General features: G+C 72.5%; 19 protein-coding genes and 1 tRNA gene. 5 read left to right on the top strand and 15 right to left on the bottom strand.

What is annotated here, in order from left to right:
• Positions 1–4: 4 nt before the first annotated feature.
• From ACIP67_RS11850 to pgsA, 7 genes are all read right to left on the bottom strand, one after another.
• A complete protein-coding gene (locus ACIP67_RS11850; RefSeq protein WP_389519644.1) occupies positions 5–757 on the bottom strand; it encodes a YebC/PmpR family DNA-binding transcriptional regulator in 753 nt (250 codons plus the stop codon).
• Positions 758–831: 74 nt separating this feature from the next.
• Positions 832–1,443 (bottom strand): pyridoxal 5'-phosphate synthase glutaminase subunit PdxT, encoded by a 612-nt coding sequence (gene pdxT, locus ACIP67_RS11845; protein ID WP_401690870.1) that lies wholly within the window; start codon positions 1,441–1,443, stop codon positions 832–834.
• A 7-nt stretch (positions 1,444–1,450) separates the two neighbouring features.
• On the bottom strand, positions 1,451–2,356 hold the full coding sequence (gene pdxS / locus ACIP67_RS11840) for a pyridoxal 5'-phosphate synthase lyase subunit PdxS (protein WP_401690869.1): 906 nt from the start codon (positions 2,354–2,356) through the stop codon (positions 1,451–1,453).
• A gap of 226 nt (positions 2,357–2,582) precedes the next feature.
• A complete protein-coding gene (locus ACIP67_RS11835) occupies positions 2,583–3,125 on the bottom strand; it encodes a hypothetical protein (RefSeq protein ID WP_401690867.1) in 543 nt (180 codons plus the stop codon).
• A 434-nt stretch (positions 3,126–3,559) separates the two neighbouring features.
• On the bottom strand, positions 3,560–4,747 hold the full coding sequence (locus tag ACIP67_RS11830; RefSeq protein ID WP_401690866.1) for a glycosyltransferase family 4 protein: 1,188 nt from the start codon (positions 4,745–4,747) through the stop codon (positions 3,560–3,562).
• On the bottom strand, positions 4,744–5,679 hold the full coding sequence (locus ACIP67_RS11825; protein WP_401690864.1) for a phosphatidylinositol mannoside acyltransferase: 936 nt from the start codon (positions 5,677–5,679) through the stop codon (positions 4,744–4,746). Before ACIP67_RS11825 ends, ACIP67_RS11830 begins: the two co-directional genes overlap by 4 nt.
• Positions 5,676–6,407, bottom strand: a complete 732-nt coding sequence (gene pgsA, locus ACIP67_RS11820; protein WP_401690862.1) for a phosphatidylinositol phosphate synthase — start codon at positions 6,405–6,407, stop codon at positions 5,676–5,678. The genes ACIP67_RS11825 and pgsA overlap by 4 nt, the downstream gene beginning before the upstream one ends.
• Before the next feature lie 292 nt (positions 6,408–6,699).
• On the opposite strand from pgsA, the gene ACIP67_RS11815 reads away from it, so the two are divergent.
• Positions 6,700–8,895: an elongation factor G-like protein EF-G2 gene (locus ACIP67_RS11815; RefSeq protein WP_401690860.1), complete on the top strand. Its 2,196-nt coding sequence runs from the start codon at positions 6,700–6,702 to the stop codon at positions 8,893–8,895.
• Positions 8,896–9,110: 215 nt separating this feature from the next.
• Positions 9,111–10,763, top strand: coding sequence for a hypothetical protein (locus ACIP67_RS11810; protein ID WP_401690858.1), 1,653 nt, complete (start codon positions 9,111–9,113; stop codon positions 10,761–10,763).
• Between the two features lie 200 nt (positions 10,764–10,963).
• On the opposite strand, the gene ACIP67_RS11805 is transcribed toward ACIP67_RS11810, so the two are convergent.
• Positions 10,964–11,527 (bottom strand): HIT family protein, encoded by a 564-nt coding sequence (locus ACIP67_RS11805; RefSeq protein WP_401690856.1) that lies wholly within the window; start codon positions 11,525–11,527, stop codon positions 10,964–10,966.
• 67 nt (positions 11,528–11,594) lie between these two features.
• On the opposite strand from ACIP67_RS11805, the gene ACIP67_RS11800 reads away from it, so the two are divergent.
• Complete coding sequence (locus ACIP67_RS11800) at positions 11,595–12,251, top strand: potassium channel family protein (protein WP_401690854.1); 657 nt, start codon at positions 11,595–11,597, stop codon at positions 12,249–12,251.
• A gap of 69 nt (positions 12,252–12,320) precedes the next feature.
• Here ACIP67_RS11800 and thrS read toward each other — a convergent pair whose 3' ends face one another.
• The 3 genes from thrS to ACIP67_RS11785 all read right to left on the bottom strand — a co-directional run bounded on the left by thrS (position 12,321) and on the right by ACIP67_RS11785 (position 16,178).
• Positions 12,321–14,297, bottom strand: coding sequence for a threonine--tRNA ligase (thrS, locus tag ACIP67_RS11795; RefSeq protein ID WP_401690853.1), 1,977 nt, complete (start codon positions 14,295–14,297; stop codon positions 12,321–12,323).
• Between the two features lie 91 nt (positions 14,298–14,388).
• Positions 14,389–15,615, bottom strand: a complete 1,227-nt coding sequence (locus ACIP67_RS11790; protein WP_401690851.1) for a hypothetical protein — start codon at positions 15,613–15,615, stop codon at positions 14,389–14,391.
• Positions 15,612–16,178, bottom strand: coding sequence for a DUF4365 domain-containing protein (locus tag ACIP67_RS11785; protein WP_385072037.1), 567 nt, complete (start codon positions 16,176–16,178; stop codon positions 15,612–15,614). Before ACIP67_RS11785 ends, ACIP67_RS11790 begins: the two co-directional genes overlap by 4 nt.
• 190 nt (positions 16,179–16,368) lie before the next feature.
• Here ACIP67_RS11785 and ACIP67_RS11780 point away from each other — a divergent pair, with 190 nt between their 5' ends.
• Positions 16,369–17,094: an exonuclease domain-containing protein gene (locus ACIP67_RS11780; protein ID WP_401690849.1), complete on the top strand. Its 726-nt coding sequence runs from the start codon at positions 16,369–16,371 to the stop codon at positions 17,092–17,094.
• Between the two features lie 209 nt (positions 17,095–17,303).
• On the opposite strand, the gene ACIP67_RS11775 is transcribed toward ACIP67_RS11780, so the two are convergent.
• Positions 17,304–17,375, bottom strand: a tRNA-Val gene (locus ACIP67_RS11775).
• A 39-nt stretch (positions 17,376–17,414) separates the two neighbouring features.
• A complete protein-coding gene (locus ACIP67_RS11770; RefSeq protein ID WP_401690847.1) occupies positions 17,415–17,861 on the bottom strand; it encodes an SRPBCC family protein in 447 nt (148 codons plus the stop codon).
• Positions 17,862–17,955: 94 nt separating this feature from the next.
• On the opposite strand from ACIP67_RS11770, the gene ACIP67_RS11765 reads away from it, so the two are divergent.
• Entirely contained in the window at positions 17,956–20,295 is a 2,340-nt protein-coding gene (locus tag ACIP67_RS11765) for an SCO7613 C-terminal domain-containing membrane protein (protein ID WP_401690845.1), read from the top strand.
• A gap of 86 nt (positions 20,296–20,381) precedes the next feature.
• Here the strand turns inward: ACIP67_RS11765 and ACIP67_RS11760 are convergent, their stop codons facing one another.
• Together ACIP67_RS11760 and ACIP67_RS11755 are read right to left on the bottom strand one after the other, a co-directional pair.
• A complete protein-coding gene (locus ACIP67_RS11760) occupies positions 20,382–23,120 on the bottom strand; it encodes a Tat pathway signal sequence domain protein (RefSeq protein ID WP_401690843.1) in 2,739 nt (912 codons plus the stop codon).
• Between the two features lie 104 nt (positions 23,121–23,224).
• The gene (locus tag ACIP67_RS11755) at positions 23,225–23,815 is read right to left on the bottom strand and encodes a hypothetical protein (protein ID WP_401690841.1); all 591 of its coding nucleotides are present in this window, start codon (positions 23,813–23,815) and stop codon (positions 23,225–23,227) included.
• Positions 23,816–23,818: the final 3 nt, after the last annotated feature.

Raw genomic sequence — 23,818 nt, 5'->3', positions numbered from 1 at the left:
GGGGTTACGCGTCGACCTTCTCCATGACCTCGTCGCTGACGTCGAAGTTGGCGAAGACGTTCTGCACGTCGTCGCTGTCCTCCAGCGCGTCGATCAGCTTGAAGATCTTCTTGGCGCCCTCCTCGTCCAGCTCGACCTGCATGGTCGGGACGAAGTTGGCCTCGGCGGAGTCGTAGTCGATGCCGGCGTCCTGGAGGGCGGTGCGGACCGCGACCAGGTCGGTGGCCTCGCTGAGCACCTCGAAGTTCTCACCGAGGTCGTTGACCTCCTCGGCACCCGCGTCCAGGACCGCCCCGAGGACGTCGTCCTCGCTCAGCTCGCCCTTGGGGACGATGACGACGCCCTTGCGGTTGAACAGGTACGACACGGATCCCGGGTCGGCCATGGAGCCGCCGTTGCGGGTCATGGCGACGCGGACGTCGGAGGCGGCGCGGTTACGGTTGTCGGTGAGGCACTCGATGAGCACCGCGACGCCGTTCGGCCCGTAGCCCTCGTACATGATCGTCTCGTAGTCGGCGCCGCCGGCCTCGAGACCGCCACCGCGCTTGATCGCGGAGTCGATGTTCTTGTTGGGGACCGACTGCTTCTTGGCCTTCTGGACGGCGTCGTAGAGCGTCGGGTTGCCCTCGAGGTCGACGCCGCCCATGCGCGCCGCGACCTCGATGTTCTTGATCAGCTTCGCGAAGAGCTTGCCGCGCTTGGCGTCGATCACGGCCTTCTTGTGCTTCGTCGTAGCCCATTTAGAGTGGCCGGACATCTGCCTGTCTCCTTCGCGTAACCCATCTGGTACGTACGCCCCCGGCCCTGAAGCCCGGGGGACCCCCGGAGATCCTACAAGGACTCCGTCGCCCGCTTCGCGCGCACCATCTCGACGAACAGGGAGTGAACGCGGTGGTCGCCGGTCAGCTCCGGGTGGAACGACGTGGCGAGCACGTCGCCCTGGCGCACGGCGACGATGTGGCCGTCGTGCTCGGCGAGCACCTCGGTCCCGGCGCCGACCGACTCCACCCAGGGTGCGCGGATGAAGACGCCCTCGACCGGGTCGCCCTCGACGCCCTTGACGTCGACGGACGCCTCAAAGGACTCGTTCTGCCGTCCGAAGGCGTTGCGGCGCACGATCATGTCGATGCCGCCGATGGTCTCCTGGCCCGAGCGCGGGTCGAGGATCTTGTCGGCCAGCATGATCATGCCCGCGCAGGTGCCGTAGACGGGCATGCCGTCGCGCACGCGCGCGCGGAGCGGTTCCATCACGCCGAACAGGACGGCCAGCTTGGAGATGGTGGTGGACTCGCCGCCGGGGATGACGAGGCCGTCGACTCCGGCGAGTTCCTCGGGGCGCCGCACCGGCCTGGCCACGGCGTCGGCCGCGGCCAGGGCGATGAGATGCTCCCGTACGTCGCCCTGGAGGGCCAGGACGCCGATGACAGGGGCTTCGTGGGACATGAGCCGGTTACCAGCCGCGGTTGGCGTAGCGCTCGGCCTCGGGGAGGGTGTCGCAGTTGATGCCGACCATGGCCTCGCCGAGGTTGCGGGACGCGTCCGCGATGATCTTCGGGTCGTCGTAGAAGGTGGTCGCCTTGACGATGGCGGCGGCGCGCTTGGCCGGGTCGCCCGACTTGAAGATGCCGGAGCCGACGAAGACGCCCTCGGCGCCGAGCTGGCGCATCAGGGCGGCGTCGGCCGGGGTGGCGACGCCACCGGCGGAGAACAGCACCACCGGGAGCTTGCCCAGCTCGGCGACCTCCTTGACCAGCTCGTACGGGGCGCGCAGCTCCTTGGCGGCGGCGTACAGCTCGTGGTTGTCGTAGCCGCGCAGCCTGGCGATCTCGTTCTTGATCTGGCGCAGGTGACGGACGGCCTCGACGACGTTGCCGGTACCGGCCTCGCCCTTGGAGCGGATCATCGCGGCGCCCTCGGCGATACGGCGCAGGGCCTCACCGAGGTTGGTGGCGCCGCAGACGAACGGGGTCGTGAACGCCCACTTGTCGGAGTGGTTGACCTCGTCGGCCGGGGTGAGGACCTCGGACTCGTCGATGTAGTCGACGCCGAGGGACTGCAGGACCTGGGCCTCGACGAAGTGGCCGATGCGGGACTTGGCCATGACCGGGATCGAGACGGCGTCGATGATGCCCTCGATCATGTCCGGGTCGGACATGCGGGCCACACCGCCGTCCTTGCGGATGTCGGCCGGGACCCGCTCCAGGGCCATGACGGCCACGGCTCCCGCGTCCTCGGCGATCTTCGCCTGCTCCGGCGTGACGACGTCCATGATCACGCCGCCCTTGAGCTGCTCGGCCATGCCGCGCTTCACGCGCGCGGTGCCGGTCTCGGGAGCCTGGTTGTCGGTGATGGACACGGGATGACCTCACTGGAATGGAGACGGGTTCGCTTCGAGCACCGAGGAAACGCGATTGGACCAGTCCACAGCAAGGGCCAATGAGAAGGCGGTGGATCCTTTTGGGTCCGTGACCCGCCGAAGGGACGCCGTCTCGCGCGGGTCCTGCTCACGCCGGGCGGGTCCGGCTCACGCTCCGCGGGTCCGGCTCACGCCCCGCGGTCCGGCTCACGCCCCGCGGTCCGGCTCACGCCGCGCGGTCGGTCAAGGTCGTCGGCGGTTCGTCGTCCATCTCGAAGGCCATCGGGAACGGGGCGTGGCCGGCCAGCCGGAACCAGCGCACCTTGCGGTGCTCGCGCAGTCTGCGGGCCGCGCCCACGGCGTCGTTGTGGAAGCGGCGGGCCATGGGGACCCGGCGGACGGCCTCCGTCAGCTCCAGGGCCGCGGCCTCTCCGCCGGGCACCTCGCGGACGACCTCCACCTGCCGCGGGTCGGCGAAGACGGCGCGCAGCGCCTGGCTGAGTTCGCTCTCGGCGACCTCCCGCTGCTCCTCCTCGGCCTGCCGGGCGGCGTGCGCCGCCTCGTACAGCACGATCGACGCGGCCGGGTCGAGCACCCCGGAGGTGGCCAGTTCCTGGGCGACGGAGGCCCGGCGCAGCAGTTGCGCGTCCAGCGCGGCGCGGGCGGCGTCGATGCGGGCGTGCAGCCGGTCCAGCCGCCCCGCGGTCCAGCTCAGGTACAGGCCGATCGCGACGAGGACGACGAGGATCCAGATGAGGGTTGCGGTCACGGGCCGCAAGGCTACCGGGGACGTCCGGCGGGTCGGCCGGGTCCCACGGCGAGGCCGCCGGCCCGCGGGGCGAGGCCCGGGACCCCGGCTCCGGGCCGGCCCTCGGCTGCCGCCCGGACCCTGGCTCCGGGCCCGCCTCCGGCTTCCGCCCGGATTCCGGCACCCGCCCGGGCGGCGTCACCGCCGGGCCGGCGCCAGGAACAGCCACCGTCACAACGGCACCACGCCAGGGACAACCACCGTCACAACGGCACCACGCCAGGAACAACCACCGTCACAACGGCACCACGCCAGGAACAACCACCGTCACAACGGCACCACGCCAGGAACAACCACCGTCACAACGGCACCACGCCAGGAACAACCACCGTCACAACGGCACCACGCCAACCGGCCCGAGCCCTGTCACCGGCCCCGGACCGCCCGGCCGCCCCTCAGTCCCGCGCCAGCCCCAGCCGCGCCCGCAGTCCGCCGCTGCCGCTGCTCCCGCCGCCCGGGGTGCGTTCGTCGGCGGCGACCGCGGCCGCGCCCGCCGTCACCGTCTCGTAGACGGAGAGGATGTCGGCGCCGACGGTGGACCAGTCGAAGCGCCGTACGTGGGCACTGCCGCGCTCCCGCAGCTCCGCCAGGCGGGCGGGGTCCCCGAGGAGCCGTACGGCGGCGTCGGCGAGTGCGTCGGCGTCCTCGTTGGCGAAGAGTTCGCCCGCCGCTCCCTGGTCCAGCACCTGGGCGAAGGCGTCCAGGTCGGAGGCGAGGACGGGGGCGCCGGCGGACAGGGCCTCGACCAGGATGATGCCGAAGCTCTCGCCGCCGGTGTTGGGGGCGACGTACAGGTCGACGCTGCGCAGGAAGCGGGCCTTGTCCTCGTCGCTGATCATGCCGAGGAACTCCACGCGCGAGCGCAGTTCCTCCGGCAGGCCGGCCACCGCCTCCTCCTCGTCGCCGCGCCCGGCGATGAGGAGGCGGGCCTCCGGCCGCTCCGCGAAGATCGTCGGCAGCGCCCGCATCAGGACGGGCAGGCCCTTGCGCGGCTCGTCGATGCGGCCCATGAAGCCGATGGTCTGCCCCTGCCACTCGGGTCTGGGCTCGGCCTCGGCGAAGAAGTCGACGTCGACGCCGTTGGGGATCACGACCGCGTCCCCGCCGAGGTGCTCCACCAGCGTCCGCCGGGCGTACTCGCTCACCGCGATACGGGCGCTGATCTTCTCCAGGGCGGCCTGGAGGATGGAGTACGCGGCGATCATCGCGCGCGAGCGCGGGTTGGACGTGTGGAAGGTCGCCACGATGGGGCCCTGCGCCGCCCAGCAGGCCAGCAGGCCCAGCGAGGGCGACGTCGGCTCGTGGATGTGGATGACGTCGAACGCGCCGTCGTGCAGCCAGCGCCGTACCCGGGCGGCGCTCAGGAAGCCGAAGTTCAGGCGGGCCACCGAGCCGTTGTACGGCACCGGCACCGCGCGGCCGGCCGGGACGACGTACGGCGGCACCGGGGTGTCGTCGTCGGCCGGGGCCAGGACGGAGACCTCGTGGCCGAGCCGGATGAAGTACTCGGCAAGGTCGCGGATGTGGAACTGGACGCCGCCCGGCACGTCCCAGGAGTACGGGCAGACGATGCCGATCCTCACGCGGCCCCTCCGGAAGGACGAGAGGGAGGAGCGGGACGCGCCGGGTCGAGGTCCGCGAGCCAAAGCCGCTGCAGCATGTGCCAGTCCTCCGGGTGGTCGGCGATGCCCGTGGCGAAGGCGTTCGCCAGCGCCTGTGTCATGACAGACGTCTTCTCGGCCCGGTTGCCTGCCTCGGGCACCTCGATCGGGGGATGGATACGGCCCCGCATGACGGGCGAGTCGTCGTACCAGAGCGTGACGGGGAGCAGCAGCGCGCCGGTCTGCTGGGCGAGCAGAGCCGGTCCCGCGGGCATGCGGGCGGTGTCGCCGAAGAAGTCGACCTCGACGCCGGACGCGGACAGGTCCCGGTCGGCGACCAGGCAGACCAGGCCTCCGTCGCGCAGCCGCCGGGCGAGGGTGCCGAAGGCGGTGCCGCCGCTGTGCGGCAGGACCTCCATGCCGAGGCCCTCGCGGTAGGCGACGAAGCGGTCGTAGAGGGTCTCCGGCTTCAGCCGCTCGGCGACCGTCGTGAACGGAATCTTCAGCTCGGTGGTGACCCAGGCACCGGCGAGGTCCCAGTTGGCCAGGTGAGGCAGCGCGAGGACGACGCCCCGGCCGGCGGCGAGTCCGTCGGTCAGGTGGTGCAGGTCCTTGACGGCGAAGCCGTCCCTGATGTGCTCGGCGCTGAAGGACGGGAGCCGGAAGGACTCCATCCAGTACCGCAGGTAGGAGCGCATGCCCGCGCGGGAGAGCTCGGCCAGGCGCTCGGGGCCCGCGTCGGGCGCCACGCGCGCGTAGTTGCTCTCCAGGCGCAGCACGCCCTTGCCGCGCTGCTTCCAGGCGAGGTCGGCGATGGTGCGGCCGAGGCGGACCGCCACGGGCTCGGGGAGCCGCTTGACGGTGCTCCAGCCGAGGCCGTACAGGGCGTCGCTGACCTGGTCCCGGGGGTTCACTTGGCCGCCTCGTGCCCCTCGGTCTCCGGCCGGGCGGAGGCCCCGGACCCGGCGTCCGCCGCCCCGGACCCGGCGTCCGCCGCCCCGGCCTCCGCCGCCGCCTCGGCCTCCGCCGACTCGCGCCGTACGGTGACGACCCGCTGGATCAGCGTGACCAGGCTGCCGACGGCGACGATCCACAGGGCGACCGGCAGCAGGTACTGGATGCCGGGCACGCCGAACGCGTGCAGACCCGCCAGACCGGCCGCGACCAGCGAGACCACCAGCCGCTCGGCCCGCTCCACGAGCCCGTTGACGGCGACCGGCAGGCCGATCGACTCGCCGCGCGCCTTGGTGTAGGACACGACCTGGCCGCTGGCCAGGCAGAAGATCGAGACGGCGCACAGGACGTTGTCGTCGCCGCCGCCCGCGTACCAGAGCGCGAACCCGCCGAAGATCGCGCCGTCGGCCACCCGGTCGAGCGTGGAGTCCAGGAAGGCGCCCCAGCGGCTGGACCGGCCGAGCTGGCGGGCCATGTTGCCGTCGACGAGGTCGGAGAAGACGAAGAGGGTGATCACCACCGTGCCCCAGAAGAACTCGCCCCTGGGGTAGAAGACCAGCGCGCCCGCGACCACGCCGGCGGTGCCGATCAGCGTGACCGTGTCGGGGCTCACGCCCCGGCGGATGAGAAACGCGGCGAACGGCGTGAGGACACGCGTGAAGAATGCACGCGCGTACTTGTTCAGCATGGCCTTCCCGACGGTCGGTGTGGCCGCGGCCCCTGGTGGCCACCGGCTGGCCCATCGTAGCCACGGGCGGGCAGGGGCGGCCGCCGGGCACCCGGCCCCCGTGTCACGGGCCGGCGGCGGCCCGGTCGCGCGCGCCCGCCGCGGGTGCGTGGCGCCGGCGCGTCCTTCGTATGGACGAGCCGTGACGGGAGTGGAAAGCTCGAAGGACCGCGGGCGTCGCCGGAGCCGCCACCGCACGCGGCGCCGCCGTGTCCGCGCCCCCGATGACCTCACCGTGTACGGGAGGCAAGAAATGGGCGACAAGACACACACCCACCCCGGAGCCGCCGGCAGGGCTACGGCGGCCGGCCACCCCGCGTCCGTACGGAATGTGGTACTGGTCGGCCACAGCGGATCGGGCAAGACGACTCTGGTGGAGGCTCTCGCGCTGACGTCGGGAGCGGTGAACCGGGCGGGCCGCGTGGAGGACGGCGGCACCGTGTCCGACTACGACGAGATCGAGCACCGCCAGCAGCGCTCGGTGCAGCTCTCCCTGGTGCCGGTCGTCTGGGACGGCATCAAGATCAACGTCATCGACACCCCCGGATACGCCGACTTCGTCGGCGAGCTCAGGGCCGGTCTGCGCGCCGCGGACGCGGCCCTCTTCGTCGTCTCCGCCTCGGACGGCGTGGACGGCTCGACCCGGATGGTGTGGGACGAGTGCGCCGCCGTCGGCATGCCGCGCGCCATCGTCGTGACGCACCTGGAGGCGGCGCGCGCGGACTTCGAGGAGATGACCCGGATCTGCGCGGAGGCCTTCGGCGGCGACGATCCCGACGCCGTGCTGCCGCTGTACCTGCCGCTGCACGGCCCGCAGGCGCCGGACGGGCACGCGCCCGTGACGGGGCTGATCGGCCTGCTGTCGCAGAAGCTGTTCGACTACTCCACCGGGGAGCGCAAGGAGTCCGAGCCCGGTGAGGACCAGCTGCCGCTGATCGAGGAGGCCCGCAACCGGCTGATCGAGGGGATCATCGCCGAGAGCGAGGACGAGACGCTCATGGACCGCTACCTGGGCGGCGAGCAGATCGGTGTCGGGGCGCTGATCGAGGATCTGGAGCGGGCCGTCGCGCGCGGGACGTTCTTCCCCGTGCTGGCCGCCGCCCCCGCGGCCGAGGGCGCCCGCCAGGGCCTCGGCACGGTCGAGCTGCTGGACCTGGTCACCCGCGGCTTCCCGACCCCCCTGGAGCGCGAGGCGCCGAGCGTCACGACCGTCGACGGCAAGCCGCGTGAGCCGGCGCCGTGCGATCCGGGCGGGCCGCTGGTCGCGGAGGTCGTGAAGACGTCGTCCGACCCCTACGTCGGCCGCGTCTCGCTCGTCCGCGTCTTCTCCGGCACCTTGCGCCCCGACGACACCGTCCACGTCTCCGGCCACGGGCTGACCGACCGCGGCCACGAGGACCACGACGTCGACGAACGCGTCGGCGCCCTGTCCGCGCCCTTCGGCAAACAGCAGCGCGCCCTGACCCACTGCGTCGCGGGCGACCTCGCGTGCGTGGCCAAGCTGAGCCGCGCGGAGACCGGCGACACCCTCTCCGCCAAGGACGACCCGCTCCTGATGGAGCCCTGGCGGATGCCCGACCCGCTGCTGCCGCTGGCCATCCGGGCCCACAGCAAGGCGGACGAGGACAAGCTCTCGCAGGGGCTGGCGCGGCTGGTCGCCGAGGACCCGACGATGCGCCTGGAGCAGAACCAGGACACCCACCAGGTGGTGCTGTGGTGCCTGGGCGAGGCCCACGCGGACGTCGCCCTGGAACGGCTGCGCAGTCGCTACGGCGTCCAGGTCGACGTCGTGGCGCACCAGGTCCCCCTGCGGGAGACGTTCGCCGAGAGGTCCGCCGGCCGCGGCCGGCACGTCAAGCAGTCCGGCGGGCACGGTCAGTACGCCATCTGCGAGATCGAGGTCGAGCCGCTGCCGGGCGGCTCGGGCATCGAGTTCGTGGACAAGGTCGTCGGCGGCGCGGTGCCGCGCCAGTTCATCCCCTCCGTCGAGAAGGGCGTCCGGACCCAGGCGGCCAAGGGGGTGGCGGCCGGGCATCCCCTGGTCGACGTGCGGATCACGCTCCTCGACGGCAAGGCGCACTCGGTGGACTCCTCGGACGCCGCGTTCCAGACGGCCGGCGCGCTCGCGCTGCGAGAGGCCGCGGCCGACGCCCGGATCCATCTGCTGGAGCCGGTGGCCGAGGTGTCCGTCCTGGTCGGCGACGAGTACGTGGGCGCCGTGATGAGCGACCTGTCCGGCCGGCGCGGGCGGGTGCTGGGCACCGAGCAGACGAGCGGCGGGCGCACGCTGGTGCGCGCCGAGGTGCCCGAGATCGAGATCGGCCGGTACGCGGTCGACCTGCGCTCGCTCTCGCACGGCACGGCCCGCTTCGACCGCTCCTACGCCCGGCACGAGCCGATGCCGGTCCAGGTGGCCGAGCGGGTGCGCCAACAGGCGCAGGAGGGTTAGGGGTTGGGAAGAGGCCGTTCTCGAGTGGCCTCAAGTGACCCGCACGGAACGCTTTCCTCCGATTCCTCCGATTCCTCCGATTCGGCGGGCGGCTTCGGCCGTCCGCCGACGGATGCCGGTGGCTGGAGATACGCTGATGACCTGATCAACAGGTGTGCGGAGTACGGAAGTCGGGAAGGCCGCAGGAGCGAGAGTGGCGGCGAGTGGGGGCGGGAATGACCGTTGAGGACTTCTTCGGGCCACAGGTGCCGAGGACGGGCGGCTCAGGGGGTGCCCCGACATACGCCCTGGCTTCGGCAGCCTATCGGGACACCCCGATGGAGGAGATCAAGAAGGCCGACAACGAGTGGCACCAGACCACGGTCAAGGAGGGCCGCCCGTGGGCGAAGATCTTCCGGCCCAACTTCGGTGAGGCGTACTCCCAGGCCGTGATCGACCGCATGCTGGGCGTCGGTCGCGATCCGCTCATCCAGTCCTTCGGCAGCGAACCGCAGGTGGTCGTCGAGCACTGCCTGGCGGCCACCCGCATCCGTCGGCAGCGCGACCAGAAGCTGACCGGGCTCATGCTGCTGTGCGGGGTGCTCTTCCTGCCGGGTCTGCTGGTCTGGCTGCTCGTCTTCCAGCTGCGGGCCACCATGGGCAAGGCGGACAACAAGCGGGTCTCCGGGCTCGCCACCGGCCTGCTGGTCGCCGTCGGCGCCCTCGCCGTGATCTTCCTGCTGCGGATGCCGTTCACCGGCATCGGGGGGTGGTATGCGCGTGGGTGCATCGTGGCCCCCGTGGCCGGCTGGTTCCTGGCCAAGCGGCTCTGCGAGAGCACCGCGAAGGATCTGCGCGAGAGCTGGGGCGGGCTGCTGTCCGGCGGCAGCGTCGGCGCGAAGGTCCCCGAGGCGGTACCCACCAGTCCTGACCAGGCCGCTGCCGAGCAGCTGCGCCAGTCCCTGGCCCGGCTCAGCGCCGAGCAACAGTCCAACTCGATCTTCTACGCAGGCCCCAAGGGCATCCTCGGCATGGGCACCCGCTGGGGCGCCTGGCACCTCGCCGAGGAGCTGGTCCCGATCGACCCGGTCAAGGGCGTCCACGAGTTCCGCAGCTGGACGGTCGTGCGGGCCATCCACGACGAGCTGAGCCTGTTGAACCGGCAGGGCCTGAAGACCGGGGGCTTCCCCGCCCCGTCGGTACGGCACTGGGTCGTCACGCACGTGGGCGCGGGCGCCAAGTCGGTGTCCAGGCCCGAGGGCACCGACGTCGAGGCCTACCAGGTCAAGCCGAGGGCCGTCGAGGACATCTGCAACAACCAGCAGTTCGACAGCGGCGACCGGCACTACCTGGGTGTCCAGTGGCCCCACCTGTGGAACGGCAATCTGATCCTCACCTTGATGATCACGGTGACCGTGCTGAAGGAGACCCTGCGCATCGAGGTCACCGGGCACGCCCTGGGCCCGGTCAACGGACTGTTCAGCACCAAGCCCGCGGCGCCCAGCAAGCAGGTGGCCAAGACCGTGCGCTTCTGGGAGACCCGGACGGTCAAGCTTCCGCTCGTCACCCCCGACGAGGTGGTGCGGCTGGCCGCCCGCGCCACGATCAGCTGGTACCCGCCGCTGCTGAAGTGGCTCGGCGGCTCGATCGGCCTGCCCGAGCCCTTCGGTCTGCGCCACGCCTGGGCCGACCAGCCCTGGAGCCACCGCTTCATGGCGGACGACGCGCTGCGCTCCGCCACGCCGGTGCTGCGTGCGGTGCACAGGGCCGCGCTCAGGGTACTCAAGGAGCACGACGTGGACACCGACAAGTTCAGCTCACGCGCGTCGGCGCTCAGCGGGGCGGTGCAGGAGGCGTCCCCGAAGAAGGCCGACACCTACGACGCGTAGCCTCCCGTGGTCGGGCCGGACGCAGACGGACGCAGACGGACACGGACGGCCGGTCTCGGTCAGGGGTGTGCACGGTGGGGCCCGAGGGCCTTTCGGTTCCTGTGGACGTCGCGTTCCACGCCGGCCCGGAAGGCCCTCACCGGTTCAGGATCCCTCGGCCGCGTCCCGGCCCACCGGTCCCGAGCCTTCCGGGACAACACCTAGGAAGCCGCCGGCCACGCCTCCGCCAGCATCTTCCGGGTGTCCGCCAGCAGCTGCGGCAGCACCCGGGTGTGCCCCACGACCGGCATGAAGTTCGTGTCGCCGCCCCAGCGGGGCACGATGTGCTGGTGCAGGTGCGCCGCGATGCCGGCGCCCGCCACCGAGCCCTGGTTCATGCCGATGTTGAAGCCCTGCGCGCCGGACGCGGTGCGCAGCGCGGTCATCGCCTGCTTGGTCAGCTCGCCGAGCTCGGCGGTCTCCGGCCCGGTCAGGTCGGTGTAGTCGGCGACGTGCCGGTAGGGGACGGTCATGAGGTGGCCGCCGTTGTACGGGTACAGGTTCAGCACCGCGTACACGTGCTCACCGCGCCGGACGATCAGCCCGTCCTCGTCGGATTTCGCCGGGATCGAGCAGAAGGGGCAGCCGTCGTCGGCCCCCGGGCCGGTCGGCTTGTTCTCGCCCTGGATGTAGGCCATCCGGTGGGGCGTCCACAGGCGCTGGAACGCGTCCTGCGTCCCCACTCCGATCTGCTGCTCCGGCTCACTCGTCATGCAAGGCAGCATATGGCGTCGCCCGTTCGCGACGTGTCGCCGGGGCTGGGCGAGAAGCCCCACCGGTCAAGCTGGCCCGATGGACGACGTCAGCCGTCAGGCCCGCTGGGAGCAGCGCACCGAGGTCCCCCTCGCCTTCGTCTCCCTGGTGTTCCTCGCCATGTACGCGGTCCTGGTCCTCGCCCAGGGCCTGCCGGACGCCTGGCGGGACCTGTGCACGGCGGTGATGTGCCTCGCCTGGTCGATGTTCGTGGTCGACTACGGGGTGCGCTGGCGGCTCAGCGGACTGCGGCTGCGGTTCGTCCCCGCGCACAAGCTGGACACCGTGGTCCTCGTCCTGCCCCTGATGCGCCCCCTGCGGATGGTCAAGCTGTACGAGGCCGTCCAGCGCCGGCACGGTGAACCCCGGCTGTCCCTGTACGCGCGTGTGATCACCTATGCCGGGGTGACGACGGTCCTGCTCGGCTTCGCGTGCTCGCTCGCCGTCTACGACCAGGAACGGGGGGCGCCGGGCACCCAGATGCACAGCTTCGGGGACGCGCTGTGGTGGGCGTGCGCGACACTGACCACGGTCGGCTACGGCGATGTCGTCCCGGTCACGGCAGGTGGCCGGGCGATCGCGGTGGGCCTCATGGCGTGCGGGCTGGCGCTGCTGGGCGCGGTCACCGGCTCGTTCTCCTCCTGGCTGCTCCAGGTGTTCTCCCGCGAGGGCGACGAGGAGCCCCCGGGGAGATGACCTCCCCGGGGGCTCACGGACGCCGTGGGCGTCGGCCTGTCGGACTTGGGCCCGTCAGACCTGGGCCCGTCAGACCTGGGCCCGCTCCTCGACGACCTTCGCGATCTTGGCGATGGCCTCGTCGAACGGGATGCCGTTCTCCTGCGAGCCGTCGCGGTAGCGGAAGGACACCGAGCCGTTCGACATGTCCTCGTCGCCCGCGATGACCATGAAGGGCACCTTCTGCTTCTGGGCGTTGCGGATCTTCTTCTGCATGCGGTCGGAGGATGAGTCGACCTCGACGCGCAGCCCCTGCTTCTTCGCGGCGGCGGCGAACTTCTCCAGGTACTCCACGTGCCCGTCGCCGATCGGGATGCCGATCGCCTGGACCGGCGCCAGCCACGCCGGGAAGGCGCCCGCGTAGTGCTCCAGGAGCACCGCGAAGAACCGCTCGATCGAGCCGAAGAGGGCACGGTGGATCATCACCGGGCGCTGCTTGACGCCGTCGGGGCCGGTGTACTCCAGGTCGAAGCGCTCCGGCAGGTTGAAGTCGAGCTGGATGGTCGACATCTGCCAGGTGCGGCCGATGGCGTCCTTGGTCTGGACGGAGATCTTCGGGCCGTAGAAGGCGGCGCCGCCCGGGTCGGGCACGAGCGGCAGGCCCTGCTTCTCGGCGACCTGGCGCAGGGTCTCGGTCGCCTCCTCCCAGACCTCGTCGGAGCCGACGAACTTCTCCGGGTCCTTGGTCGACAGCTCCAGGTAGAAGTCGGTCAGACCGTAGTCGCGCAGCAGGCCGAGGACGAAGGTGAGCGTCTTGTCGAGCTCCTCCGACATCTGCTCGCGGGTGCAGTAGATGTGCGCGTCGTCCTGCGTGAAGCCGCGGGCACGGGTCAGACCGTGCACGACGCCCGACTTCTCGTACCGGTACACGGTCCCGAACTCGAAGAGGCGCAGCGGGAGTTCACGGTAGGAGCGGCCGCGCGCATCGAAGATCAGGTTGTGCATCGGGCAGTTCATGGGCTTGAGGTAGTAGTCCACGCCCTCGTCGAGCTGCATGGGCGGGTACATGCCGTCGGCGTACCAGTCCAGGTGGCCCGAGGTCTCGAAGAGCTTCCCCTTCGTCGCGTGCGGGGTGTAGACGAACTCGTAGCCCTCCTCCTCGTGGCGGCGCCGCGAGTAGTCCTCCATGACCCGCCGGACGATGCCGCCCTTGGGGTGGAAGACCGCGAGACCGGAACCGATCTGCTCCGGGATGGAGAACAGGTCGAGCTCGCTGCCCAGCTTGCGGTGGTCGCGCTTCTCGGCCTCGGCGAGGAAGTCCAGGTACGCCTTCAGCTCGTCCTTGGACGGCCAGGCGGTGCCGTAGATGCGCTGGAGCATCGGGTTCTTCTCGCTGCCGCGCCAGTAGGCGGCCGCGTTGCGCATCAGCTTGAACGCCGGGATGAGCCGGGTGGAGGGCAGGTGGGGACCGCGGCAGAGGTCCTTCCAGCACAGTTCGCCGGTCTTGGCGTCCAGGTTGTCGTAGATCGTCAGCTCGCCGGCGCCGACCTCGACGTCCGCGCCGTCGTCGGAGGACGCGGAGCCCTTGAGGCCGATCAGCTCCAGCTTGTACGGCTCGGCGGCCAGCTCCTCGCGGGCCTCCTCGTCCGTCACCACGCGGCGGGCGAACTTCTGCCCGCGCTTCTGGATCTCCTGCATCTTCTTCTCGATGGCCTTGAGGTCATCGGGGTGGAAGGGCTTCTCCACGTCGAAGTCGTAGTAGAAGCCGTCCTTGACGGGCGGGCCGATGCCCAGCTTGGCCTCGGGGAAGAGCTCCTGCACGGCCTGGGCCATGACGTGCGCGGTGGAGTGGCGCAGGATGTTGAGGCCGTCCTCGGAGGAGATCTCGACACCCTCCACGGTCTCGCCGTCCCGGAGCTCGTGGGCGAGGTCCCTGAGCTCACCGCCCACGCGCGCGGCGACGATCGAGCGCTCGCCGGCGAAGAGGTCGGCGGCCGTAGTGCCCGTCGTCACCACGCGCTCTTCCCGCTCGGAATCGCGTTGGATGATCACACGGACGTCTGACACCGGTCTCTCCTGACTGCAGGTGGGGTGCGGCGCCATACCGGGAGCGCGCGCAATAGGGGATCGTACCGACCCGCACCCGCCGACCGCGAAATCAGTCCCCTCCGCAGGCATCCTCGAAGCAGTCCAGATTCTCGTACAGCGACTTCATCAGCCGGTCCCGCTCGGACTCGTCCACCTCCACGGGGACCACTCCGCGCGCGGCCGTCAGCCTGCGGAACCCGCCCCGGCTCTCCAGCCGCCCCCGCACCCGCACCGGCAGTCCGACCAGGTGGGCCTGGACCGCGATGCGGTAGTCGTCCTCGGCGAGGGTGAGCCGGACGTGCGGCACCTCGGCCCCGGCGAGCACCCGCAGCCGTACGCTGCCCTCGCCACGCGGCCCCGACCGGCGCAGCCGGACCACCGCTCCGGTGACGCTCACGGGCACCGAGGGCTCCTCGCGCAGGTAGCGGGCGCCGGCCGCGCGCAGGGCGGTCAGGTCCCCGGGCGAGAACTCCACGGGCTCGGCGGTGGCGGCGCAGCCCTCGGGCACTCCCGCGGCGGGCGCCCAGGCGACGGCGATCCGGGCGCCCTCGGTGCCCCGGACGAGGGCGATCAGCGCCTCGGTGAGCTCCCGGCTGGCGCCCGCCTCGACGGCCCCGTCGAAGGCGTCCATGCCGCCGGTGGCGCGCTGGTAGTCGATGGCCTCGCGGACGGCGTACAGCGCCTGGTGGAGGCGTACGGCGAGGGGGCGGGCACCGGCCACCGGCGTGAACGCGGTCAGCCGGCGGCCGCCGGCCGCGGAGCCGACGAGGACGCTCTCCAGCACCGCGGCGGCCGTGCGCCGGTGCCGGGCGCCGTGGTAACCGGCCCGTGCGCGGGTGGCGAGCGCCGCGGCGAGGAGCAGCTGCCGGGCGGCGCCGCGCAGCTGCTCCTCGACGGCCCAGGAGGCGGCGCCGACGGCCGCCGCGGGCCCGGCCGGGACGTCCCGCCACCAGTGGACCTCGTCGCTGGGGACGGCGAGGGCGACCAGCACCTCCCGCGCGGCGGGCGCCTGGCTGCGCGCCAGCGCCTGGAGCGCCTCCCCGAGCAGGTCGTCGCTGTCGGGGAAGGCGCGGCTCTCGGGCACCAGCAGGCTGGTGGCGGCGCCGCCCGGTCCGGGCGGGGTCCAGCGGCCGTAGCGTCCGGCGGCGCCGCCGCGGCGCTGCCAGCCGTGCCGATGGAGCAGGGCGCCGAGGACGGCCGGGTCGACGTCGGCGGGCTCGGGGGGACGGTGCCAGGCGGGCTCGGCGGGATGGGGCCGTACCGGCCGCGGGGGTTCGCCGGAGGGGCGGTGCGTCATGGTCTGCCTCCCGTCCCGACCCGCGTCATGATCTCGCACAGGGCCCGGTCGTCGAAGACGCGTGAGGTGGGGATCCGCACGGTGGTCCGGGTCCGGCCGGTGACCGGGTGGCCGGCGAGGTTGACCCAGTAGCAGCAGTGCCTGAGGTCGAGCCGGTCGTGGCCGGCCCGCAGCCACTGGTCCCGGGACCGGGGGACGATCATCACGACGAGGATCTTGTGCACCGACACCGGGGTGCGGGCGAGCTTCCTCAGGTGGTCGTTGTCGAGCGTGAAGGAGAAGGACCGGCCGGGCGGGTTCGGCGGGATCTGGTACGTCGCCTTCAGCTGCACCTTGATGGTCACCTCGTCGTCGACGGTGTGGCCGGGCGCGCTGTGGCTGACGTGCCAGTCGATGCCGTTGTCCGGAAAGGGCTGGGACAGTGAGCAGCCGGCCGCCGCCGCGACCGCGTGGAGGTAGCCCACCTGCAGCGTCTCCATGCAGGCGGTGGTGGCGAGTGTGCCGCGCTGGGGTTCCGTCCGTTCGGGCAGCAGCCCGCCCCGCTCGGGCTGCGCTATCACCATGGCCAACAGCCTTCCAGGCAGACCCGATCCCGTGCCGGGGGTCGAGTGGGTTCCGCATCGAGCCCCTGAACTGCGGGGACCCGTACTCCTGTTGTGTCCTCCCGGCGTACGGCGCAAACAGCCCGGGTATCACCAAACAGGCAGAAGACGGGACGTCAGCTGCCGTGGCGGAACGAGGGGTTGTGCAGGTATGACGAACTGGTACGAGGGCCCTCTGGCGGCGTTCGACACGGAGACGACAGGGGTGGACGTCGAGACCGACCGGATCGTGTCGGCCGCGCTCGTCGTCCAGGACGGGCCGGGCCTCCGGCCCCGGGTGACCCGCTGGCTGGTGAACCCGGGCGTGCCGGTGCCCGCCGAGGCGACGGCGGTGCACGGGCTGACGGAGGACCATCTGCACCGCAACGGCCGCTGGCCGTCGCCGGTGATGTACGAGATAGCCGAACTGCTCGCCGAACAGGCGGCGGCGACACGGCCGTTGGTGGTGATGAACGCGCCGTTCGACCTGACGCTGCTCGACCGCGAGCTGCGCCGGCACCGCGCCTCGTCGCTGGATCACTGGCTGGAGCCGGCACCGCTTCGGGTGCTGGACCCGAGGGTGCTGGACAAGCACCTGGACCGCTACCGCAAGGGCCGCCGCACGCTCACCGACCTGTGCGAGCACTACGGCGTGGCGCTGGCCGACGCGCACGACGCCGCGGCGGACGCGGTGGCCGCGCTGGAGGTGGTGCGGGCGCTGGGCCGGCGCTTCGCGGCCCGGCTGGAGCGCCTGTCGCCCGGCGAACTGCACGCGTTGCAGACGTCCTGGCACGCGGCGCAGGCGCGCGGCCTGCAGGCGTGGTTCGCGCGCAGCGGCTCACCGGAGACGGTCGACACGTCGTGGCCGCTGCGCCCGGTGCTGCCGGCGGCGGCGTAGGAGCCGCCTGCTCCGTCCCCCCGCGGCTGCGGACTGCGACTGCGGGCAGGTCACCGGCAGGTCACCACGACCCTCCGCCACCGCCACCGCCTCCTGCCGGAGGACGGAGCCGTGCCGGAGCCCACGGCAGCGGCGACCAGGCCGACGGTCCGGCCCCGCAGCACACACGGAAGAGCCGGTCCGCTCGATGCGGACCGGCTCTTTCCCGGTGGGCGATACTGGGTTCGAACCAGTGACCTCTTCGGTGTGAACGAAGCGCTCTCCCACTGAGCTAATCGCCCGGGAACGGAGTGAACAATACAGGTCCCCGCGGGCTTCGTTCAAACCGCTTGCAGGTAGGCCGCGAGTCCGCGCCGGCCGGCGCGCATCATCAGGCGGTGGTTGGCGCGGAAGACCGGCCGCCCGGGCACGGCGAACCGCCTGAGCAACGGTTTGTCGACGTCGACGACCTGGTCGTAGCGGGCGAGCGCGCCGGCTCCCGCCGCGGTGACCGTCCAGCGTGCCCAGCCCTCGATGTCCCCGGACAGCGCGACCTCCAGCACCCCGGCCCCGGGATCGTGCCGGACCTCGCGCGCGGTGAAGGTCATGGCGTACGGCAGGAGCGAGCGGACCGTGATGACGCCGGTGGTGTCGTCGAGCCGGGTCACCTCGCGGACCTGCGGCCACCAGCGGGGGTAGTCCTCGGGGCGTTCCAGGGCGGCGTAGACGGCGGCGGGCGGCGCGGGCAGGCGCCACAGGCTGCGGAAGCGGTAGTGCGTCCAGTCCATGGGTCGAGTGTGCCCGCCGCCGGCCCCGGATCTGAGTACGCCCTGAGTAGCCGCGCCCATGCCGTCGGGCGTGACGCGGACCACACTCCGTTCCATGACGCATTTTCCGCCCCCGGCCGAGGAGCTGTGGCTCATCGACGCCGAACTGCGGCAACTGGACGCCCGTCGGGCCTGGTTGCTGACGCGCCGCGGCCAGGTGGTCGCCGCTCTGCGGCACGGCCGGCCGCCGGCGGGACCGCCGCCCCGGCCCGCGGCGCGTCCCGAGGCGAGCGCCCCGCGCGTCCAGAACGTCCTGCTGCTGCTCGGCGGGACCCTGCTGACGATCGCGGCGATCGCGTTCACCCTGGTGAGCTGGGGGCATCTGGGGATCGCCGGGCGGGCCCTGGTGCTGGGCACGGTCACGGTGGCCGTGCTCGCCGCGCCGGTGTTCCTGCTGCGGCGCGGGCTGCGCTCGACCGCGGAGTCGGTGGCGGGCCTCGGCCTGGCGCTCACGGCGCTGGACGCCTACGCGCTGCGCGAGGCGGTGCTCACCGGCACCGACGGCACCGGGTACGCGGCGGTCGCGGCGGCCGTACTGGCGGCGCTCTGGGCGGCGTACGGCCGCGCGCTGCCCGCCCTGCGGCTGCCGTCGCCCTCGGCGCTGGCCGCCGCCCAACTCCCGCTGCTGCTCGCCACGTTCGCGGTGGGCGCCGACCTGGACGCCGTCGCGGCGGCGCTGCTGGTGACGGCCGGCCTCGACACGGCCGTCGCGCTCCGGGTGACCGTCCGGTCCGCGCGGGTCACCGCCGCCGCCGGCGCCTGCGGGCTGGGCGGTGGGGGCGTCCTGGCGGCCGGATGGCTGTCGTGGACGGCCGCCGGTCCGGGCGCCGCCGCCCGTGCGGCGGCGCTCCTCGTCCTCGCGGCGGCCGTCGCGCTGGCCGCCGCCCCGCGGCTGCCGGGTCCGGGCCCGGCGGGTGCCGCGGCGGTCGCGGGCGGTCTGCTGCTGGTGGCGGCGGGCGGCGGGGCGCTGCGGGTGGCGCTGCCCGCCGGCTGGACGGTCCCCGCCCACCTGGCCGGCGGCCTCGCCCTGTTCGTGGCGGTACCGGACCGGCTCGCCGAGCCGGTGCGGGTCGGCCTCATCCGGGCCGGTGCCGCGGTTCAGGCCCTCGCGCTGCTGTGGGCCCTGCCCCTGGTCCTGGTGGTGCTGCTGGGCCCGCTCGGCCTGCTGGAGCACCCCTGGTCGGGCGCGCCCGCGAACGCCCGCGACGCGGTCACCGTCCACACCCCGTGGCCGCCGCACCCGGTGCAGGCGCTGCTCGTCCTCGCGGCCGTCGCGGGCAGCCTCGCCCTGGCCGTCCGGCACGAGACCTGGCGTCCCCGGGCCCGTACCGGGGCGCTGTTCCTGGCGTGGGCGGCGTGCACGGCCCTCCCGGCGGTCTGCGGACTGCCCTACGTCGCCACGCTGCTGGCGCTCGGCGTCATCACCGCGGCAGCGGCCTTCCTGCCCACCCCGTGGACCGCCGCGGCCCTCTCCCTGGCCACCTCGGTCACCGTCGCCCTGCTGTCCCTGGCGACGCAGAGCGCGACCCTGACCGTGCTGCCGGCGCTGACGGCGCTGTTCGTGACGGTGTCGGCGCGGCCTCGGCTCACCCCGGTCACGGCCCCGGCCGCGCTCGGGTACGCCACCGCGCTGGCCTGCGCGGCGGGCACGGCGGCGGACTGGCCGGCGGCGCACACCGCACTGCCGGTCCTCGCGGTCGCCGCGGCCGCGGCCCTGTTCGCCGCCCGGCTCGGAGGGTCCCCGGCGACCGTGCCGGTCGAGGTGACGGGCGCGGCCGCCGCGGTGCTCGCGGTGGGTCTCGCGGTGACCGATCCGCCGATGCTGGCACTGGTGCTGTCCCTGTGCGGTGTGATCACGGGCGCCTCGGCGGTCCGCGCCGGCCGCCGGCCCGCCGGCTTCGCGGCCGGTGTCCTCTTCCTGCTGGCCGCCTGGGTCCGCCTGGCCGCCTGGGACGTCTCCACGCCGGAGGCGTACACGCTGCCCGTGACCGTCTCGGCCCTGGCCGTGGGTGCCTGGCGCCGGCGCCGCGTGCCGGAGACCTCGTCCTGGACGGCGTACGGCCCAGGCCTCGCCGCCACGTTCCTGCCGAGCCTCGCCGCGGCCTGGGGCGACCCGCAGTGGACGCGTCCGCTGCTGCTGGGGGCCGCGGCGCTGCTGGTCACGCTGCTGGGCGCCCGGCACCGGCTCCAGGCACCCCTGGCGCTGGGCGCCTCGGTGCTGGCCCTGGACGCGCTGCACGAGCTGGCTCCGTACCTCGCCCAGGTCGTCGGTCTCGTCCCGAGGTGGGTGCCTCCCGCACTCGCCGGTCTGCTGCTGCTCGCGGTGGGTGCCACCTACGAGCAGCGGTTGCGCGACGCGCGGCGGGTGCGGGAGGTGCTGGGGAGGATGGACTAGCGGCCCTGTCGTCCGCGGCGTGATCCGCTCGACAGGCCCGGGAGGTGATCCGGCCGACGCGGATCACCCCCTTCGCCCCCGGCCGGCTACGACGGCATCTTGTCCCCGAGCAGCGCCAGGTTCTCGATGGCGGCGAGGCCGTACAGCGCGGTGTCGTTGGTGGACACCCAGGCCGCCTCGCTGCCCGGCACCAGGGTGACGGGACCGCTCAGCTCCTCCGTCTTCCAGGGCGCGGACTCCAGGTAGCCGTCGGAGTTGTAGAACTTCTGCCAGGCACGCGTGGCGAGCTTCTCGTCCCCGGTCTGCACGGCCGCGTACGCGTCGAGGCGCGAGTGACCCTGGAACAGCAGCAGGGTGCCGAAGTTGGAGCCGTAGCGTGCCGCCTGTTCGGTCTTGCTGGCGTTGAAGTAGCGGCAGTAGTCGTAGTAGGCCTCGTTGAACTTCGGTATGTCGACGAGGTGGATGAGTTCGGCGCACAGCTCGTTGAGGCCGAAGACGGCGGAGAGGTGGGAGACGCCGACGACCGGCGTCGTGGCGACGGCGAACTGGCCGGTGTCGAGGTCGTACAGGCCGCTGCCCTGCACGAAGCCGTTCGGCTGGGCGGCGATGCCCTCCATCGTCGACAGCACGCGCGCCTTGGCCTTCTCCCACTTCGGGCCCTTGCGCTCCCATTCCGTCAGCCAGGCCGACACCAGACCGCTCCAGTCGGTGCCGAAGCCGATCGACAGGGCGTGCCGGTCGGGCGTGTAGGTGTCGGTGCGCACCTTGCGCTGCGGGTCGAGGACGAGGAAGGTCTCGTCGGAGTCGACGTTGGCGTGCATGAGGTCGCCGACGCGTTCGTCGGCGGTGAGGAAGTAGTAGTAGCGGCGGTAGGTGGTGTTGGCGATGCGCTGCTGCTTGGCGCTGTCGGCGTAGTGCTGGACGCCGTGCCGGGTGCCCAGGCCCGCCCACTGGCCGATGTGGTAGACGTCGACCTCGCCGGTGTGCCGGGTCATCGCCTCGGCGAAGCGGAAGATGTCCGCGCGGCCGGAGCGCAGGTAGGCGAACCAGAGCCAGAGGTCCGGCGACAGCTCGGAGTTGTCCCAGGCGTAGCCGCCGATGTCGTACCGCCACTGGTGCCGGACGGTGTCGTAGGTGTGCATGATGTCGCCGTAGTCCCAGAAGCCGTACCAGCGGCGCTGCTCCACCTGGTCCTTGTAGTAGGTGAAGAGGAAGTCGAGGTGGTCCTCGATCTTGGCCTTGGCGGGGGTGGAGCGGTCGGGCTCGGAGTAGAGGCCGGGGCCGAAGACCTTGGCCTTGATGAGCTGCCCCGGCGGGGCGGCGAGCTGGGGCAGGACCCGGACGGCCTCGACCTGCTCGGCGAGCTTCTCCGGGGTCGGGGTGGCCTCGTTGGCCCAGAAGAGGAGTTCGGAGGTCCGGGCGATGCCGTAGGGGGTGCCGAAGCCGGGCTCGTAGTCCTCGTAGGTGATGTTGAGGCCTTCGAGCTGCTCGGCGTAGGTGTCCTGCTCCATGCCGTCGTGGTAGAAGCGCAGGTCCATGGGCTGCGCCTCGGGCGACCAGAGCCAGAGGGTGACCTCGGCCTCGTCGGTGTGGGCATCGCGGATGTCGAGCTGGGCGGGGAACTTCTCCCAGAAGTCCCTGAGGCCGAAGGAGAGGCCGCCGCTCACGCCGCCGACGTACCCGAACCCGGAGGCCCGCTTGCCGCCGCCGGCGCCGATCCAGCCGTAGCCCTTCTTGGTGCGCTTGCGCAGGGTGAAGCCGTCGGCGGAGAGCTGGGAGAGGGTGTAGTCGCCCCACTCGGGGATGTACTGGAGGCGGGTGGTGACCCGCTGGTCCCAGGTGGAGGGGTCGGGCAGCTTCTCGCCCGCGTACTGGGCCGCCTGGACGGCCGCGCCCGGGTCGCGGCGCAGGCCGGTGATGCCCTTGACGGCCTCGCGGAGCAGGCCGGTGCCCTCGCCGCCGATGCGGATGTGACGGTCGTAGGACTCGTCGCGCATCGGGACGGTGAAGCGGACACCGAGGCCGCGGATGAAGTCCCCGCTGGCCTTCCCGGGCTCCTGGGTGCCGTCGAAGGTGATGGTGTGCACCATGCGGAAGGAGTCGGCGCCGGCGTAGAAGTACAGGCGGATGGAGAACGGCAGCCAGCTGCGGCTGCCTTTGCGGTGCGTGCCGTCGATGCGGACGACCGCGCGGACCGGGCCCTCCTGCTCGACGGTGACGTCGGAGATGGCGCCGTCGAAGCGCTCGGTCTTGACGCTGCCCTGGTCCTCGTCCTCGATCTCGGGCTGGCGGATCAGGACCAGGCGGCCGTTCTTGGCGATCTCGGTGGAGCCGCGCTTGACCGACTTGATGAGGGTGGCGCCGTCCTTGCCGATCTTCGCGGTGATGACGCCCGTGGAGACGTCGATGGTGCCGCCGCTCTTGTCGACGGTGACCTTCTGCTCGGGGGCGGCCGGGGTGCCGGCGGCGAGGGTGAGCTTGCCGGTTCCGGAGCTGACGGCGTGGGCGGTCCACTTCAGGGACCCGTCCGGCCAATAGGCGATCGGCCAGGACTGTACGGGCACGTCCTTGCCGTCGGCGTCCGTCAGCGCGAAGGCCTGGTCCTCCTGGTAGGTGCCCATCGGCCAGGGCACGCCGAGGGTGGAGCCGGGGGCGGCGCCGAGGCCGCCGTCCTCCAGCCAGTCCAGGGTCACCGGGTCGTTGTCGGCGGCCGCGGCTGCGGGGGCGGCCTGCGCTTCCTTCGACCCGAGCGCCCAGCTGAACTGGGCGGCGGCGCCGGCGACGGCTGCCGCCTTGAGGAGGGACCTACGGGGGATGGGAGACATGGGATGCAGCCTTTCCTTCCGTGCGGGATGCAGGGGGTGGTCAGGGGCATGACAGGGTGAGGTACGGCGCCCAGGGCGCCGGACCGAGAAGGGGGCACCGCCCGTCAGCGGCGCCGGTGGCGTTCCTCGACGGCGACGGCCGCCGCCGCGACGGCCCCCAGGACGGGGACCGCCAGCGGCGCTATGAACATGCCGGACAGGGCGGCCACGGCGAGCCCGGCGGTGAGCAGAAAGGATCCGGCAGGGTCGAGCACGGTACGGCGGCCGGCCTGGGCGAGCAGCGGGCGCCAGGAATCCCCCGGCGTCCACACCGCGGCCGCGCGCATCCCGGCGACCACGAACCCGATCAGGGCGAACAGGCCCACGGCTCCGACGAGCGGTCCGCCGGGGAGCCCGGCGCGCGCGGCCTGTAAGTCGATCCAGACCGCGGCCGCCGCCACCCAGCCGGTGAGCCCGACGACCCACCCCGCGCGCACGGCCGCCCGGAAGTCCGCGACGAAGTCCCGCCAGCCGCCGCCCTCATGACGGGCCCGTCGCCGCAGATGCCGCGCGCCGGCGGCGAAGGCCGCGGGGTAGGTGACGACCCCGAGACAGGCCACGGCGATCCACACGCCGGTGAGCAGGGACTCGGCGAAGAGCGCGAAGCGCTCGCCGAACACGGACTCCTTGCGTGCCTTCACGCGTGTCTGCGCCATGGT

It is taken from the genome of Streptomyces sp. NPDC088812 (assembly GCF_044750285.1).
GTDB lineage: Bacteria > Actinomycetota > Actinomycetes > Streptomycetales > Streptomycetaceae > Streptomyces.
This window is presented reverse-complemented; position numbering and strand designations above follow the sequence as displayed.